14 protein-coding genes and 1 pseudogene are annotated in these 17,268 nt (G+C 43.3%); 10 read left to right on the top strand and 5 right to left on the bottom strand.

Annotated features, from left to right (window positions below):
• Positions 1-262: 262 nt before the first annotated feature.
• On the top strand, positions 263-1,303 hold the full coding sequence (locus tag AC3WQ3_RS23010) for an NAD(P)-dependent alcohol dehydrogenase (protein WP_336780252.1): 1,041 nt from the start codon (positions 263-265) through the stop codon (positions 1,301-1,303).
• Positions 1,304-1,448: 145 nt separating this feature from the next.
• Here the strand turns inward: AC3WQ3_RS23010 and AC3WQ3_RS23015 are convergent, their stop codons facing one another.
• Positions 1,449-2,939 carry a glycoside hydrolase family 43 protein gene (locus AC3WQ3_RS23015; RefSeq protein ID WP_492473689.1) on the bottom strand — a complete coding sequence of 497 codons (1,491 nt, stop codon included), beginning with the start codon at positions 2,937-2,939 and terminating at the stop codon, positions 1,449-1,451.
• A 177-nt stretch (positions 2,940-3,116) separates the two neighbouring features.
• Here AC3WQ3_RS23015 and AC3WQ3_RS23020 point away from each other — a divergent pair, with 177 nt between their 5' ends.
• Together AC3WQ3_RS23020 and AC3WQ3_RS23025 are read left to right on the top strand one after the other, a co-directional pair.
• Positions 3,117-4,040 (top strand): ArsR/SmtB family transcription factor, encoded by a 924-nt coding sequence (locus AC3WQ3_RS23020; protein ID WP_492473690.1) that lies wholly within the window; start codon positions 3,117-3,119, stop codon positions 4,038-4,040.
• 367 nt (positions 4,041-4,407) lie between these two features.
• Positions 4,408-6,393 (top strand): methyl-accepting chemotaxis protein, encoded by a 1,986-nt coding sequence (locus AC3WQ3_RS23025; RefSeq protein ID WP_492473691.1) that lies wholly within the window; start codon positions 4,408-4,410, stop codon positions 6,391-6,393.
• Positions 6,394-6,514: 121 nt separating this feature from the next.
• On the opposite strand, the gene AC3WQ3_RS23030 is transcribed toward AC3WQ3_RS23025, so the two are convergent.
• Positions 6,515-7,390 (bottom strand): helix-turn-helix domain-containing protein, encoded by an 876-nt coding sequence (locus tag AC3WQ3_RS23030; RefSeq protein WP_492473692.1) that lies wholly within the window; start codon positions 7,388-7,390, stop codon positions 6,515-6,517.
• Between the two features lie 234 nt (positions 7,391-7,624).
• Between AC3WQ3_RS23030 and AC3WQ3_RS23035 the strand changes: the two genes are divergently transcribed.
• Entirely contained in the window at positions 7,625-8,824 is a 1,200-nt protein-coding gene (locus AC3WQ3_RS23035) for an MFS transporter (protein WP_492473693.1), read from the top strand.
• Between the two features lie 84 nt (positions 8,825-8,908).
• Here the strand turns inward: AC3WQ3_RS23035 and AC3WQ3_RS23040 are convergent, their stop codons facing one another.
• The gene (locus tag AC3WQ3_RS23040; protein WP_492473694.1) at positions 8,909-9,598 is read right to left on the bottom strand and encodes a DUF421 domain-containing protein; all 690 of its coding nucleotides are present in this window, start codon (positions 9,596-9,598) and stop codon (positions 8,909-8,911) included.
• A 247-nt stretch (positions 9,599-9,845) separates the two neighbouring features.
• Between AC3WQ3_RS23040 and AC3WQ3_RS23045 the strand changes: the two genes are divergently transcribed.
• Positions 9,846-10,595, top strand: a complete 750-nt coding sequence (locus tag AC3WQ3_RS23045; RefSeq protein ID WP_492473695.1) for a gamma-glutamyl-gamma-aminobutyrate hydrolase family protein — start codon at positions 9,846-9,848, stop codon at positions 10,593-10,595.
• A gap of 180 nt (positions 10,596-10,775) precedes the next feature.
• Here the strand turns inward: AC3WQ3_RS23045 and AC3WQ3_RS23050 are convergent, their stop codons facing one another.
• Both AC3WQ3_RS23050 and AC3WQ3_RS23055 read right to left on the bottom strand, forming a co-directional pair.
• Positions 10,776-11,363, bottom strand: a complete 588-nt coding sequence (locus AC3WQ3_RS23050) for a hypothetical protein (protein WP_492473696.1) — start codon at positions 11,361-11,363, stop codon at positions 10,776-10,778.
• A 367-nt stretch (positions 11,364-11,730) separates the two neighbouring features.
• Positions 11,731-12,465, bottom strand: a complete 735-nt coding sequence (locus tag AC3WQ3_RS23055) for an alpha/beta fold hydrolase (RefSeq protein ID WP_492473697.1) — start codon at positions 12,463-12,465, stop codon at positions 11,731-11,733.
• 335 nt (positions 12,466-12,800) lie between these two features.
• Here AC3WQ3_RS23055 and AC3WQ3_RS23060 point away from each other — a divergent pair, with 335 nt between their 5' ends.
• From AC3WQ3_RS23060 to AC3WQ3_RS23080, 5 genes and pseudogenes are all read left to right on the top strand, one after another.
• Positions 12,801-13,379 (top strand): TetR/AcrR family transcriptional regulator, encoded by a 579-nt coding sequence (locus tag AC3WQ3_RS23060; protein ID WP_492473698.1) that lies wholly within the window; start codon positions 12,801-12,803, stop codon positions 13,377-13,379.
• A 179-nt stretch (positions 13,380-13,558) separates the two neighbouring features.
• Positions 13,559-13,882 (top strand): annotated as a pseudogene (locus tag AC3WQ3_RS23065) (NAD(P)H-dependent oxidoreductase); the annotation flags it as partial.
• Positions 13,883-13,909: 27 nt separating this feature from the next.
• Positions 13,910-14,623 carry an SDR family oxidoreductase gene (locus AC3WQ3_RS23070; protein WP_492473699.1) on the top strand — a complete coding sequence of 238 codons (714 nt, stop codon included), beginning with the start codon at positions 13,910-13,912 and terminating at the stop codon, positions 14,621-14,623.
• Positions 14,624-14,741: 118 nt separating this feature from the next.
• Complete coding sequence (locus AC3WQ3_RS23075; RefSeq protein ID WP_492473700.1) at positions 14,742-15,092, top strand: DUF3221 domain-containing protein; 351 nt, start codon at positions 14,742-14,744, stop codon at positions 15,090-15,092.
• 937 nt (positions 15,093-16,029) lie between these two features.
• Positions 16,030-17,268 (top strand): saccharopine dehydrogenase family protein, encoded by a 1,239-nt coding sequence (locus AC3WQ3_RS23080; protein WP_127535759.1) that lies wholly within the window; start codon positions 16,030-16,032, stop codon positions 17,266-17,268.

The following is a 17,268-nucleotide window of genomic DNA, read 5'->3' on the forward strand; positions in this document are numbered from 1 at the left end:
TTAACTCTAGCTTCTGTGGGGAATCTTATCACGGTAAATACAGGATGTCAAAGTCAGCAAAGACATAATGGGGATTTAGAAATATCTTTATCTATTTCTATAAAAAAATTTAGAAAAGATATTTGACCTAGAGTTAACTAGAGGGATTAAGATAATTTTGCGAGAGAAAAAGAAGGAATGATTGGTCATTGTATCAATTGTGATTCTTGCCCCTGAATGGGTGTGTTCTCTTGGAAAATGAACATCTTAGGAGGTTTTAATGATGATTACTGCTAAAGCACGTGCTGTGGACGGACCGGATCAATCGTTCCGGTCAGCTGAAATTAAACGACGCGATCTGGACACACATGATGTCCTGATTGAAATCAAATATGCCGGCATTTGTCACTCTGACATTCATACGGCTCACGGTGAGTGGGGTCCTGTGAATTATCCGCTGGTTCCTGGTCATGAAATTGCAGGAATTGTGACGGAAGTAGGAAGCGAAGTTTCCAAATATAAAGTCGGTGATCGAGTAGGCGTAGGCTGTATGGTTGACTCCTGTGGGGAATGCGAAAATTGTCGCCGAGGCGAAGAGCAGTATTGCCTCAAAGGCAATATTCAAACGTACGGTGGGGTTGATAAATACGGTGAACCAACACAAGGTGGATATTCGACTCACATCGTTGTAACCGAAAATTTCGTTATTCGGATTCCGGATAACATTGCACTCGAAGCCGCCGCACCGTTACTTTGCGCAGGTATTACGACATACTCTCCGCTTCAACATTGGGGAGCAGCTCCAGGGAAAAAAGTAGCGATTGTAGGTATGGGCGGTCTCGGCCATATGGCTGTCAAAATTGCACATGCCATGGGTGCCGAGGTGACTGTTCTGTCCCAATCCCTGAATAAAAAGGAAGATGGTTTGCAGTTTGGTGCAAACCACTATTACGCCACAAGTGAAGCTGAAACGTTCGAGAAGCTTGCGGGTTCCTTTGATCTGATCATTAACACGGTAAGTGCCAATATCGACATTAACGCTTATTTCGGATTGCTCACGCTGGATGGCACACTTGTAAACGTAGGTGCACCTGGTGAGCCTCTCGCAGTAAACGTCATGTCATTAATCGGCCACCGTCGTTCATTTGCCGGATCCATGATTGGTGGCATACGTGAGACCCAGGAAATGATGGACTTCTGTGCGGAACATGACATCACACCTCAAATCGAAGTGATCTCGGCTGATCAAATCGACGAAGCTTACAAACGCGTACTTGCTTCGGATGTGAAGTACAGATTCGTTATTGATACAAGCACGATGTAAGTGCTGAATTGAAACTAAACTACATGTAAAAGACTGCGAGGATGTCTCCAAAGTGTTAACTTTGAGGACATCCTCGTTTTTTTACTGGCATTTATTTTTAAGTTAGAAATGTATATTTTCTATTGTTTAACTCGTAGGTTTTCTTTTATATATAGTCGCACTTGAATTCAGAGAATTCTGCCACAGATCCTTCGCCATAGGCATATAAACCGATGACTACGCCTGTAAACCCACCGGCTACCTCGGAGGATAGATATTTCGTATGTGCACTGCCTAATTCGATCTCTTCGCCCTGGGTATCCAAGCTAAAGGTATAACGATCATTGGTTGCCCGGATCTTCAATGTGGTTTGGTTATAGCTTCCGAGATCCACTTCTTTTTCAACCGATTTGATATCTCCGATATTAAGGCGCTCGATAACCTTATAACCTTCAGCGTCTTTTCGTATAGCCAGATCATAATGGTGGTGCTCATCCATATACAAGGTGATGCCTGCTTCTCCGTCTGTAAGATTAACATTACAAGAAATGATGGCATTGAAGTCCTTTTGCCGTATACCGATGAAGGTTGGAGTGCCCGGTTGATCCAGCGAGACATCTGTTCCTTTAAGCGTTAGCTTGTTGAATTGCAGCATATAATTCTCTGAATGAGGATGTCTGAGATAGCACCAATCCTTGTCCCATTCCGTGTTGTCAAAAGTAAAGGACTTCTTCTCCACCTGAACGACAGATTCGGATATCCGGTCTGTTTCAAATGTTAATAAAGTCGTTCCATGGTGACCTGCTGTAAACCAGCCGTCTTCATCAAATGTTACAGGTGCTACAAATACTTCGCGGCCCAGATGGTGAAACGTCTGCCATTGTCCGATCTGCCGGAATCCCAAGTGGAAGAGCCACCAATTTCCCTCAACATCCTGAACCAGATCGCCATGCCCAACACCTTGCAGCTCATAACCGCCCAGGTTACGGTTGGTTAACACCGGATTGTGAGGATAGGCTTCGAAAGGACCGGAGACAGCGGATCCGCGTGCGTACGTTTCCATGTGACCGTATTCGGTGCCTCCTTCAGCAGCCAGCAGATAATAAAGACCGTTGATCTTATACATATGAGGACTTTCCAGGTAACGTCCACCAGTACCTTGCCATATTGTCCGGCTCGGCGTAAGCTTTTTGCCGCTTTCAATCTCAATCTCACATTGAACGATCCCCGAGACGCCAAAATCGTCAGAACCGTTACTCATAAAGTACGCTTTTTGGTCTTCAAAATACAAGTCCGGATCGATTCCGCCCTGGTCCACAAATATGGGCTCAGACCACTCGCCATAGATATCGTCTGTCCACACATAGAAGTTCTGGCGGGTCGTATCATTCGTGGTCGTCATGTAGAATCGCCCGTTATGATGCCGAAGGGTAGGAGCGAATACGCCTCCTGAGCTGTTCACATGTGCAAGCTGAACCTGACTCGTTTTGGTTAGACAATGACCAATCTGTTCCCAGTTAATCAGATCTTTGCTCTCGAAAATGGGTACTCCGGGGAAGTATTGAAATGAACTGCATATCAGGTAATACGTATCGTCTACTCTGCATACGCTCGGATCTGGATAGAACCCTTTGATGACGGGATTGTTAAACTGCATTCGTTCTTTCACCTCGATGATAAATTCATATAAATAAGAATTCTAATAATAGGAAGCTACTGAAATTAAACACCAACCCACGGTCTATTTCAATAGAAGGGACTTGTAATTTCAATTTATATTCTTTAAATTTATATAAATGTGATTTCATAGAAGTGAGCAGGAGAGTGTGAAAAAATGATTCAATCGAACGGGGAGTCCCGGTTTATGCCTTTATACGATGCGCTGGCCAGTGAAGTTCGCTGGCGGATTATGGAGTTGATCGCCGAGCAGGAGATGAGTGTCAAGGATATTGCCGCACAGATCAAACTTAGCCCGTCTATTGTCACGATGCATATTCGAAAATTGGAACAAGCCGAATTAATCGGAAGCCGCAGAGTCCGGCGTAATGGAGGAACACACAAAATGTGTTTTCTCAAACAAAAAAAGATCGAAATTGAGCTGCCTGCAGCCAGCAGAGTTAGCAACATGAGGGAACAGACCATTTCGGTTGGTCATTATACTGCGTTTGATATTCATCCGACTTGTGGTCTGGGTACAAGGGAAAAGGAAATCGGGGTATGGGACGATCCGCGCTACTTCCTGGATCCTGAACGGGTCCAGGCTTCCATCCTTTGGTTCGGGAGAGGTTATGTGGAGTATAAGACGCCTAACTATCTATATCCTAATCCCTGTGCGGATGCTGTGGAAATTTCCATGGAGATCGCTTCTGAAGCACCAGGTCTAAGAGATGATTGGCCATCAGATATTACCTTCACCTTTAATGGCATTAAGCTTGGAACCTGGACAAGTCCGGCGGATTTCGGCAGGGCGGCACGAGGCAAATACACACCGGAATGGTGGCATCGCAACGTGAATCAATACGGATTATTAAAGACGATTCGAGTGGATGCTTTGGGGACAACGATAGATGGAGACTGGATGTCAGACGTGACGCTGAATGATGTGAAGCTGGGTGAACCGTTCTGGACACTCAGGTTTGCGGTTGAAGAACAAGCGGATCATGTCGGGGGATTAACGTTGTACGGAGCTGGTTTCGGTAACCATGATCAGGACATTGTGCTCCGAGTATATGTCGATGACAAACCAAATTATGGTTAACATATCCGTTCGATCTATGCTATAATACAAAACAAATAAGGCTTGTTACTGATTTTAATCAGGCAATACCTGTGTATATGTATGCTCAACGTTTCTTTGAGTGTGCATATATATGGGTTTTTTTGCGTTTACATACGGTAATACATTAACAATTACAAGAATTACATCACTGATGCGACGTCTTTTACAGAGCAATTATTAGCTATTAATAAAATTGAATATATACCATTAATTAAATTATTTACTAGATATACCGATATATAGTTTTGTTCTTCATTTTATACAAGAGAGGGAGATCCATTTGAACAAAAAGAAGAAAAAGAAAAAAGGGTCATTATTCACGAGACTAGCATCTGTTTTACGTTTGATGAGTACCAGACTCATAGCCGCTTTCCTAACGGTTCTTATCATTCCAACAGCACTTATCGGATATTTCTCTTATCACAGTGCACAAGAACAGGTTCAAAAAAGCATGACCGATCCGATGAATACGATACTAACCATGGCAGGGCAGCATATTAATAATCTGGTAGGGACAAAAGCAGAACTATTAAGTTATATAGATGCGTTGTTAAGTGCTGATGCCAGTCAGGTTAACATTGAAGCAGTGCAAGCAGAATTAAACCAGTTAGCAGATACATATCCTGATATTCTCGCAATTACTGTAGGTAACGATCAGGGCAGCTTTATTACATCTCCAGAGATCGGAGAGACAACATATGATCCACGCAGTACGGAATGGTACACCAATGGTAAAAATAATAACGGATCGGTCTATTTCTCTAACATTATGAAAGACTCCGATTCCGGGGAGATTTATGTGGAGATATCCCAGGCTCTCTCAAGTGGACAAGGCGTAGCAAGCATAAAACTTGATCTAGCACCATTAGCAAAAGAGATCTCCTACGTGGATGTTGGGGGGAACGGAAGTTTAATTGTAGTCGACTCCAATCGAACCATCGCCGCCTGGGCTGGTGCTATTGTTGAAGGTGGTGGAGGAGAGCTTGGCGGGGCGCTTATTGACGGGATACCTGTTAATCCCAATACAGCATCTAGTCCTGATGAACACATGACATTCTCCCAATTTGTCCGAACGGACCTGGAATATGACTTGGAGGTTTACAACGGCGTTAATGCGTTGACAGGCTGGAATGTCATCGCTTTGATGGGGCATGAAGATTTCATTGCAGCAGCGAAACCAATATTGGTCACTAGTCTTACCGTAATTATCATTTCTACATTGCTGGCTGGAATGATCATATTCTTTATTTTGAGATCCTTCATGGTCCCTATGCAAAAATTACGAACGGCAACCCGTCGTGTTCGAGAAGGAAATTTGACAGAACGGGTTGATCTTAGGAATAAAGATGAGTTCGGCATATTGGCCAATGACTTTGACCAAATGACCATTTCATTACAATCTGTCGTGACAGAACTTAATCAGACATCGTCGCTTCTAAACCATACCTCACAAATGATACAGGAAAGCACCGAACAAACGAACGCTTCTGTTCAACATGTTGCTGAAACAATCCAGCAGACCGCTGAAAGGGCAGTCGCTGGTGCAGAAAGTTCTGAACAAACAGCGAACGCAGTGGAAGAGATGGCCAGAGGGATCAGTACCATTGCTGAATCTGCAAGTGCCATAGTAGATTCGGCTGAGGAGACACAGCGTGCTGTCGCGAACGGTGGGAAAACCATCAACCAGGTTGGCGACCAAATGGAGCACATCCTAGTGGCCGTCCAGGAAACCTCAGCATTCATTAACGAGCTGTCTAATCTATCAGCAGAAGCGAACAGAATGAACGAGGCGATTGCGGATATCTCTCGCCAAACGAATCTTCTATCACTTAATGCTTCAATTGAAGCAGCGAGAGCAGGAGAGCATGGAAAAGGTTTTGCCGTCGTTGCAGGTGAAGTACGCATGCTGTCCTTGCAATCCAAACAAAGCGCGGAGGAAATTGGCGCAACCATCGGCAAAATGTTCGACCTGATCGAGAAATCCACATTACTAATGAATGATAACGTTCGAAGTCAAGTCGGCGAAGGGATGCGCATCAGCCGCGAGGCTTCAGCAACCATCTCGAACATTGAACAATATACGGCTCATATTGTGGACCAAATTCAGGATGTATCTGCTGTATCAGAGCAGCTGGCAGCAAGTACGGAGCAAGTCTCTGCTTCGGTGGCAGAAATGGCCAATATCTCCAAAGTGTCTGCTGACAGTGCCCAGACCACTTCGGCAGCAGCCCAAGAGCAAATGGCGGCCATGGAGGAGATTGCTGCATCATCCGTGCAATTATCCAAAACAGCTGAAAATATGCAAAACTTGGTCCGTCGATTCACGCTCTAGGTTAAATATAAGTTTAGGTTTGAATGACAAAGGCGCTCCTTATCAGGAGCGCCTTATTGCATGTTATCTAAGTAGCCGTGATGGTGTGTTAAGGATTGACTAGATCAGGGAGATATCTCTTTTATGATGAATGGGAGGTGGTAGTATCCCCGAACATATCTTTTTGATTTCGCTTGCGAAAGCTTCGCGGCGATTCACCGACCGTTTTGGTAAAAAGAATGGTGAAGTAATTGGGGTTATCATACCCAACCAGCTTGGAAATCTCCCATATTTTCTTCTTGGTCGAGACTAATAGCCGGGTTGCTTCACCCATTCGTCGTTGGATCAAGTAATGATAGGGGGAGGTGCCGTAGCGATTTTTATACATATGAATGAGATAATAGAAATCGATATGAAACTGTTCAGCGAGTTCCTTCAGTTTAATGTTTTGTCGGTAGTTGGTATCCAGATAGTCCTTAATACTCTCAGCAAGGGTGTTGCTCCGTATAATCTGTCCAGAAGACTGTTGAAGGCCGGACATGCGTTCGATGATCAGTAGTACGGCTTTCAACACATGCTGGGAGATGCGCTCGTATCCATCCTCACGAATGGAGAATTCACTGAATAAGGTCTGCATTAACGAATGCAGCTCTTCCGAATACCGGTTTGCACGAATGATTGGTTCACTACCTGGAGGTACGACCCAATCGGCGTCGCTCTGAATATCCTCTCTGAAACGAAAGCCACAATAAAAGGTGGATAACGGATATTCCGGATCAGACTTTTCTTCGTGAAGTGTTCCTCTATTGTATATGAGCAGGTCTCCCTTTTGGGCCAAGTGCTTCGCACCATCAATGGTGAATGATCCCTTTCCTTCATTAACATAAATAATCTCGTGCAGATCGTCATGCTTATGCGTCGGAAAACTCCACTGCGGATTGCCGGCCAGCTTCCCGACATAAATTATGATACAATCCTGATCTTCATATCGTTGGCCTTGTTCGTGGCGTGTGTCCATCTATGTCTTCCCTTCGAGGTTCTATGATGAAAAATGACAACATACATCATGTTTTGAATCAAATCCACAACAACCTTGATTGTCGTCTGACACGTCTGACAGTACAATTTCACTATCCAATATGTACTATATATCGAAATCGAAGGGATGGGAAAGCAGAAAATACATAGAGTAGGAGCTGTCTTAAGAATTGAAGCGCTTGCAACATTAGAAAGGATTAGTGAAATTAAATTGATGACCAGAACTAGAGAAAATCTACTTATTTTAACGCTTACGCTCGTCAGCTTTGTGCTCGGAACAACTGAGTATGTCATTGTGGGTGTGTTGAAAGAAATTGAGAGTTATATGAAAGTCTCTCTCGCTGCTGCAGGTGCCCTAGTGTCCGGATTCGCTATTGCTTATGCATTGGGGACACCATTCGCCGTGGCATCCTTGGCCAAAATATCCAGAAGAAGCTCCATCTTAATTGGATTCGCCATTGTGCTTGTGTTGAATGTATTAACCGTGTTCTCAACAACGTTCCCTTCATTGATGGCTATTCGCATCGTTTCGGCCGTTGCTTGCGGACTTACGATATCGCTTTCGATCTCTATCGCAAACGACGCCGTTCATCGGGAGCGGAGAGGGGAAGCCATCGCTTGGATTTTGGGCGGGTTTTCCATCGCGAATGTTCTAGGTGTGCCGCTTGGTACTTTTATTGGACAGCATCTGTCCTGGTCCATGACATTCGTAGTTACTGCTTGCATCGGTGTAGTGCCGTTTGTTTTCATGTTCCGAATCCTACCACGCCGCACGACTACCGTTACCGGTTCATTTGGTGATCAGATGGCTCTCTTTATGAAGCCTCGCATTTTGTTAGCCTGCCTAATCCCCGTGCTGGGCAACAGCTGTATCTTCGTTACTTTCACTTATATTACACCGCTTCTCAGTGAGTCTATGGGGGTGCCCGTACGTTGGATTAGCGCTATACTCCTGATCTATGGGGCATGCAGTATTCTGAGCAATTGGATCGGTGCCAAAATAGCAAAGGGTGATTTTCTACCCAAACTTAAGTGGCTTTTCGTCATCCAAGCGGTTATTTTCCTCGGACTGAGTTTCGCTGTATCCAATCTCTGGCTTGGTTTGACGTTCCTGCTTCTGATCGGCTGTCTGTCGTCGTCCATGAGTGCAGCATCCCAGTTATATCTGTTTGATGTATCTGGAACGATTGCACCGGAATCCAAAGCTTTTGCATCCACACTGCTGCCTGTGGCGGCCAATGTGGGTATTGCTCTCGGTTCTGGGGTCGGTGGACTTGCCGTTAACCTTGGCGGTGTGGCATGGGTGCCGCCGGTAGCCGTGGTATTAGCTTTGCTGGCTTTTGCAATTACAAGAATATGCCAGCGGTCCATTCAGTTGAATGCAGATGAAGCGACCACTTCAAATGCTGCGTAGATCCATGAGTACCAAAAAAGACCAGGTAATGGACTTACCATGTACCTGGTCTTTATATTTATAATGCACCAAAGATTGCTTGAATTAACCTTTTCCGTTTTTACTTTTCGGAATAATGTATAGTTCTCCGTCGTCACCATATTCTGCATAGGCGATATCCTTTATATTGTCATAGCCTTGCTTCTGAATTTCTACCCTGACCATCTTTATATCGATATTTTTACCTTTCATGGACTTCTTAAGCAGCTCTCCTTTATCAATTACGGTTACCGCAAAACGATCTGGTGATGTCTCCATACCCATATCTTCTGCGGTAGGTGGTTCGTACTCAGGCTTGCGAAGCACGGATAACGATCCATCCGTTTCGAGGATGGCGTATTTCACTTCCTGAATAGAAAATACATTCTGTTTACGAAGCATGGAAAGCAGCTGTTTAAATTCAATATCGTATTTTTTTAACAAGCCTTGATTGACTTCTCCATTATCAATTAAGAGCACGACTCGTCCTTCCGCGACATATCCGAACTTCACAAATCTTGTTGTGGCTTTCTCGAAAAGGTATGAGAGTGCAGTCCAAAGTGCTAATGCGAATAATAGATGAGATACCTTGATCTCATCATCATACAGCGTATTTCCCACAATCTCACTGAGCACCAACGAGGATAGGAAATCGAGCGGTGTAAGTTGGCTTAGCGTTTTTCTGCCGGTAATGAACGCAATGGCCCACAGGCCAAAAAAGCTAATGACTAGCTTAATGCTTAACTCCATGAACATTCCTATCCCTCCCAAGTTCGGAATCTTGATTAATCATTACCCGGGATATTCTATAAATAACATATTGAATGATTTACCAGTGAAGCTGAATCTATAAAAGATGTGCGGGAGTAGGCTGGGCATAGGGTAGGAAAATGCAATAATTTGGTGAGTTTGTATATGAGGAGATCTGATAAAATGAATGAAAAGATTTACCTTTTCTCACATAGCGATTAACATGAAAATGACCCCATTAGGAGGTAAACCAATGAAGAAGCCCATGATCGGAGTCCTGCCGCTGTATGATTCCAACAAAAAAAGTTACTGGATGCTTCCAGATTATATGAACGCAATCGAGAGTGCTGGCGGAATTCCAGTGATGCTGCCGATGACAACGAATCTCGAAATAATTGTAACTTTGACGAATGAGTTTAATGGGTTCTTGTTCACGGGCGGACATGACATTAATCCGGAGCTTTATCATGAAAATGCAGAGGATACCTGCGGGGAGTTATGTATGGAACGCGATATGATGGAGTCCTTGCTATTTCAGAAAGTAATCGAACTCGATAAGCCTGCCTTCGGCATATGCCGGGGATTACAGCTGTTTAATGTGATACTGGGTGGATCTTTGTATCAGGATATTCCTACACAGCTTCAAGTAAGCAATACGGTTAATCATAAGCAAAGCCCGCCCTATACGAATCTGGTACACGATGTACATATTGAAAAGGGTAACTTGCTGCATGACATTATTCAAGCAGATACGATCAAAGTGAACAGTTATCATCATCAAGGGATCAAGACGCTCTCGGATAAATTACAAGCAGCTGCAGTCGCCGAGGATGGAATTGTTGAATCCGTCGTTATGCCGAACCAAAAATTTGTACTGGCAGTGCAATGGCATCCGGAGTACAGCTACACAATAGATGCATCTAGCCAAAAATTATTTTCAGCCTTTGTTCGTTCTTGTACATTCGTTGGTTATGATATCAATATTGACGAGATAACAGCATAAATATAGTAAAAGCAGTCGATCCGTGCGATCGGCTGCTTTTACTATTTTATAGGCAGACCTAGATATGCGTATTACGGAAAAAGGCGTAATGCTTACCTTTCCTCAGACCATGTCTGATACATTCCAGTTAAGATACGGGGGAGTGGAACCGATTTTTCTCTACTCAATCCAAATACTAATCTAATCAATGTTTTCGATAAGCCAATTACTTTCTTTGTTTTTTGTGAAGTAATACGTTATGGCTGTATTCTCCACACTTCCATCCTCATGTTTTTTGGCATATTGGACTCCAATCCGAATTTGTTCACGGCCATTAATGCTTATCTTTTCTAGAAGGTCCAGATCATTAAACATAAACTGAGCGTTTTCTTCATCGAAGAAGAGTGATTCTTTCTGTGAACCTTCATAGAGATGGACTTTGAATTTCTTCTTATCATTTTCAACAATACCTTCAAGATTGCCTTTGAACTTTGAAATGATGTCATCATTAAAAAAGTCTTTTTTATACCGTTCAAAATCAATGAACACGCCTTTTTTGAAATCCTCCGCTCCAATCTCCTTGAATTCCAACCCTTCGGGATCAATTAGTCTCTGCGATTCCGTTTTGACATTAGTTGAAGTAGGTGTTTGATTCACTGGTGTTTTGCTGTTTGAATGATTTGTTTGGTTAATTTCATTCATCGAATCTCCACCGGATGCTGTACAAGCAGATTGAAGCAAGAACACAGTCATTACAACAGAGAAAATACCATAATAACGTCTATACATTAGAGTTATCCTCCAATTTCTAATTTTTTCGAACCATCAACTATTCCAATAAATGAACAAAATTCATGGCAAAAAGGTTTGAAACCACGAAGTAAAGGTTTAAATTTAGCCCTAATTACAATATTTAAACATATGAAAAATTCACAATAGTAAACACTTTCTACGTACTTTGCTTCTACATACCTAAGTGTTCATATCTGCTCACCCTCGTTGTTTAAAAAAATTCACGATGCTTAAGAAAAACACAAGCACTTTTTCTGAGAAGTTGAGTGATTCGCAGATTGATTCCTCTGGAATAGAAAAAGAAAGAACCCCTTGGTTGTACTCAACCAAAGGGTTCTTAATGAGGCTCGTTCGATGTCGTCGATTACATGCTGCGCTGCGGTTCTACTGAATTTGGCGGATCATACTCCATTTTCATTCCATCAAGGAAGGTTAACAATTCTTCGTTGAACTTCTCAGGTTCATCGAATAGCATGGCATGACCACTATCTTCAAATCTTACGATGCGGGAACCCGCAATGCTCTGTGAGGTTAGTTCTCCCAACTCAGGCTCCACAATTTTGTCTTTTTGTCCGTGGAACACAACCGTTGGGATTTCTATAGCAGCCAGATCTTCACGAAGATCCTCATCTCGTAATGAAGCAGCAGCTTTAATCGTACCATGGTGTGATGCCTGATAGCAGAGCGATTCCAGCCACACCAGCATACCCGGATTTGATTTTGTTTTGGTAAATTTCAAACCGAATTTGTTGAGCATGGCAGGTCTGTTCTCATAGGTAGCATGTATTAACTGCGCTGTTACTTCGTCAGGCTCCATCCCATACTCCATACCAGACTGGCGGGTAAAAACGGGAGTAGCTGCTCCTGCCAGAAGAAGTCTCTTAATACCGTGGCCGTTATGACGTGACATATACCGAGATGCTATGGCTCCACCCATAGAGAATCCAACTAAAGCTGCATTCTCCAGCTGAAGTTCATCAATAACTGCACGCAGATCATCCGCCATACGGTCATATGAATAACTTTCCCAAGGCGCATCAGATTTACCGAAGCCGCGAATATCCATTCCGATGCAGCAGTAACCATGAGAGGCCAGCAAAGTATACTGTTATTCGAACATAAGATGGTTGGCTGGCCAGCCGTGCACTATTAAACGCATGTCTGCTTGGGCAAACCATAAAGTAACATCTTCATGAATGCTAATGAGCAGCAAATAAATGAACTTGTGATCAGGGCGATTAATCTATAAATGGCTTGAAAAGACAAGGGAATAAGCGAAAACGAAATATGAGAACGATCGGTAAAAATAATTCTTTACTGATCGTTCTCATTCTGTTAGGATGATTTTACAGGAAAAACAAACCAATGAGCATCTGTAGAATATTCTTTTAAACGTTATAAACACATTACAATCGGTGAAAGGGGGAACCTGAGATGGCAAGAAGCAAAGAATTTGAGGAAAACGAAGTTTTAGATAAAGCCATGAAGCTGTTCTGGGAGCAGGGATATGAGAAAACATCGATGAGTGATCTCGTTGAGCACATGGGTATTCATCGCAGAAGCATTTATGATACGTTCACCGATAAACGTACCTTGTTCTTCAAAGCAATAGAACGGTTCGGTAATCGTACTGATGCCAAATTGGCCGCAGGCGTCAAGCAAGCCAAAACAGCCAAGGAAGCTCTTCATTTTATCTTTGATTATATGAGCAGCACTGAAGAGGGCGAGCCACCTGGATGCATGTTTGTCAATTCTGCAGTAGAAATGGCGTGCCGGGATGAAGATGTAGATGCCAAAGCAGTAGGGGCCTTTGAAAAAGTGGAGCAGCTTCTTGTGGAGCTCGTCACCTGGGGGCAAGAAAATGGGGAGTTCTCAAGCCAGTATGGCGCGCAAGAATTAGCGGAGTCCTTGCATAATGCTTTAATCGGGATCAGGGTAATGGCCCGGACATCAGTGCCTAAGGAAAAGCTGGAGCGTATTTCCACAATGAGCATGCTTTTGTTAGAAAAATAAGATGAAGTGATGTCGTCTTGACGTGATATTAGAATGGTCATACTCAATAAAAGCAACGGCGGATAGTTAAGTGCAGGAGCCAGCTCCTGCCTTAACCAAATACAGAGCATTCTTGTGCACCATTTTTAGAACGATCATTCTCATATAAAAATTAAGAGTGTTTAAACAAGCAGTGGTTCGACGAGGTGCTCGCATACGGCTGGGCATTCGGCCCGGGTGGGGAGCATCTGAAAAGGAAAGAGATCGTTATCGCAATTTCAACAGCAGGCACTGCGGCTTCATATCAGCCCGGCGGATACAATCTGTTTACCATTCGGGATATTGCAAAACCAATGGAGGCACTCGCCAACTATGTCGGGGCCCATTATCTGCCGCCATTTGCTATCCATAACGCCAATCATATCACGGATGAACAGATCGCCATTAGCCAAGAAGCTTACGTGGATCATCTAAGAAGTGTAAGACATGTGCAAACAACGGGTTTGGTCACCATTAATAAATAATCATAAAATTTAGGGGAGGAACAAAAAATGACAAACAAAAAAATTGCATTGGTAACTGGAGCGAACAAAGGAATCGGGTATGAGGTTGCAAGACAGCTCGGGGAATTAGGCATTACGGTTTTGGTCGCCGCACGCAACCAAGCAACAGCTGATGAAACAGCAAACCAACTAAGCAAGAAAGGCATCGAAGCCGTGGGTGTACAGCTGAATGTGACGGATTCGGAGCATATTGCGAAGATAACCAGATGGATTAGTGACACGTATGGTTGGTTGGATATCCTGGTCAATAATGCAGGGGTATGGGCTGAAAAAGAGAATTACGAAGGCGATGCACTGCGTGATACGTTTGAGGTCAATACATTCGGTCCTTATCATCTGACAGAATCATTAATGCCATTGCTTCTGAAAAGTGAGGCTGGTCGAATTGTTAATCAGAGCAGTGCTCTCGGTTCCATACAATTTCTGCTGACCAATGAGCTTGCGCAGCGGATTGCCACACCTGCATATTCAGCATCCAAGGCAGCATTAAACATGCTGACAGCATATTGGGCTCAGAAAGCGCAAGGGACGAATCTTAAAGTGAATTCCGTACATCCCGGTTTGGTTAAAACACAAATGGGCGGAGAAAAGGCAGAGTTATCCCCAGAGGAAGGTGCCAAAACGGCTGTGCGTCTGGCTACCTTATCTGAAGAAGGTCCAACAGGCAGCTTCTACTATATGGATAGTCAGCTTCCTTGGTAACTCATTAAAGCCGCATATTGCGGCTTTTTTTGTTAATGGATGTTAAATAAAGAAGCAACAAAGGCTTCAATCTAAACGTCTACTAAAGTAGGTAGCTGTGTTGTGAGGAGGAATACAATTGAGAAAATCGGTCATAGGTGTGACGCTACTCGTTCTTCTATGTACACTTAGTGGATGCCAAGTATTCTCGACAAGTGAAGTTGGGGATTACATTCTTCAGAAGGAAGAAGATCGAATTCTTGTAGCGGAAAATATATCTAGAGAAGATGCGAATCAACCTTTTGGCGATCTTAGAGAAAAAAAGGTCACCCTAATCCATTATATTGTTGAAGATTCGGAGCTCCTTGAGCAGCTTGAAGTAGGGGACAAAGTTAAAATTACTCCCAAAGTGAATGAGGAAGGGTTCTATCATGTTAGAAAATCCGATCCACCTCAGATTATCGCAGGCGGGATTGAGAGAGAAGATTAAACCATAAACTTTAATAATTTCTAAAGTAAATAAGTACAAAGAAAGGGAGAACAATATAAATGGGTAAAGGTGTAAAGTTTCAATAACTTTAGTAACTATACTAATGTCTGTTGGTAAACTTGATTCCATAAATAACTTATTGTATCCGGGAATGCAGAAAGGACTTACAACTTTTGCGAATATGGTTCGTGACCTTATAAAAATGTTCTTTCCTCAGTGAAAAAGAAGATCACTCATATGTTACTGTTGCATTGTGCAAACTACAAGTAAGCATCGGAGCAGAAGTGAAACCATAATGAATGTCATTAACCAGCTCAGAAAGCTAAACGGAAAAGCCATATCTGATTAAAGGAATGTCTGGACCAGAATGAGGAAAAAAGTTTTTTTGAGTTATCCCTTGATTTTTTTAAAAGTGTTTGTTATTGTTTAACCTGTGATTTTGGAAAGCAGTTATATCAATTGGAACGAGCACTTTCCAGCAGATAATTTTTGACCACTTCCATGAGGGAGTCAAGGCCATACGGACAGCCGGGTCAAACGCCGATTGGCAACTTATGTTGCCTTATTGATTGAGTTAAAAGCTCAAATTTTATAAGTTGGTTACTTTACAACCAGTGCAATTGCACATCAACTTGTGAAACGGTCAATAAGAGTGGTAAAGGCGAATTATTTGCTATATAGACTCTGATCTGATATTGATATACATGAGGGAGCTTTCCACCAGAGGAGTTCTTTTGAACTTTTTTGGTTATGGAGACTTTACGTTTTTTCACGATGTATATCGACAAGCAAGTGTGATGATGCGCGGATTGCGGCATTTATTCACCTTGCTTTTTTTGTTGTCAGGAATTGACGGAAGTTGAACAATGAGAAGACCTTGAAACGGACATTTGAATCAAAAACCAAAAAATCTACATATGGGATAGGAGAATGTAAAATGGGAAAAGCACTAATCATCGGCGCCGGCGGCGTGGCTTCTGTGGCAGTACACAAATGCGTTCAAAATAGCGAAGTTTTTGAGGAAATCTGTATTGCGAGTCGTACCAAATCCAAATGTGATGATCTCAAAGCGAAGCTGGACGGTGGCAAAACAAAAATTACTACAGCGCAAGTGGACGCGGATAATGTAGACGAATTGATTGCTTTGATCAACGAAGTTAAACCGGATATCGTTATGAACCTGGCTTTGCCTTATCAAGATCTGACGATCATGGATGCGTGCCTTGCAACCAAAACGCACTACATGGATACAGCTAACTATGAGCCAGAAGATACTGCAAAATTCGAATACAGCTGGCAATGGGATTACAAAGAGCGTTTTGAAAAAGCAGGAATCACTGCACTGCTGGGCAGCGGTTTTGACCCAGGCGTAACTGGCGTATTCTCTGCCTATGCCCTGAAGCACTACTTTGACGAAATCGAGTACATCGACATCCTGGACTGCAACGGCGGCGATCACGGCTATCCGTTCGCAACCAATTTTAACCCGGAAATCAACATCCGCGAAGTTTCGGCAAACGGAAGATACTGGGAAAATGGTGAATGGATCGAAACTAAACCGATGGAAATCAAACGTGTCTACGACTTCAAAGAAGTTGGCGAAAAAGACATGTACCTGTTGTACCATGAAGAGCTGGAATCTTTGGCGAAAAACATTCCTGGCTTGAAACGGATTCGTTTCTTCATGACATTTGGCCAAAGCTACCTGACTCACCTGAAAGCACTTGAGAATGTGGGCATGACTTCCATCGAACCTATCGAATTCGAAGGCAAACAAATCATCCCGCTGCAGTTCCTGAAGGCGGTACTGCCTGACCCGGCATCCCTTGGACCACGTACTGTGGGCAAAACGAACATCGGCTGCATTTTCAAAGGCAAAAAAGACGGCAAGGACAAAACGTACTACGTTTACAACATCTGTGATCACCAAGAGTGCTACAAAGAGGTTGGTTCCCAAGCTATCTCGTATACAACAGGCGTTCCAGCAATGATCGGCGCAGCTATGGTCATGACAGGCAAATGGAACAAACCAGGCGTATACAACGTGGAAGAGTTCAACCCGGATCCGTTCATGGAAGAGCTGAACAAATGGGGACTTCCATGGGTAGAAGACTTCAACCCGGTTCTTGTTGACGAACTGCCAGAAGAAGTGAAAGAATCGGAGCTCGTTCGTTAA

This window comes from Paenibacillus sp. FW104-T2 (assembly GCF_058789975.1).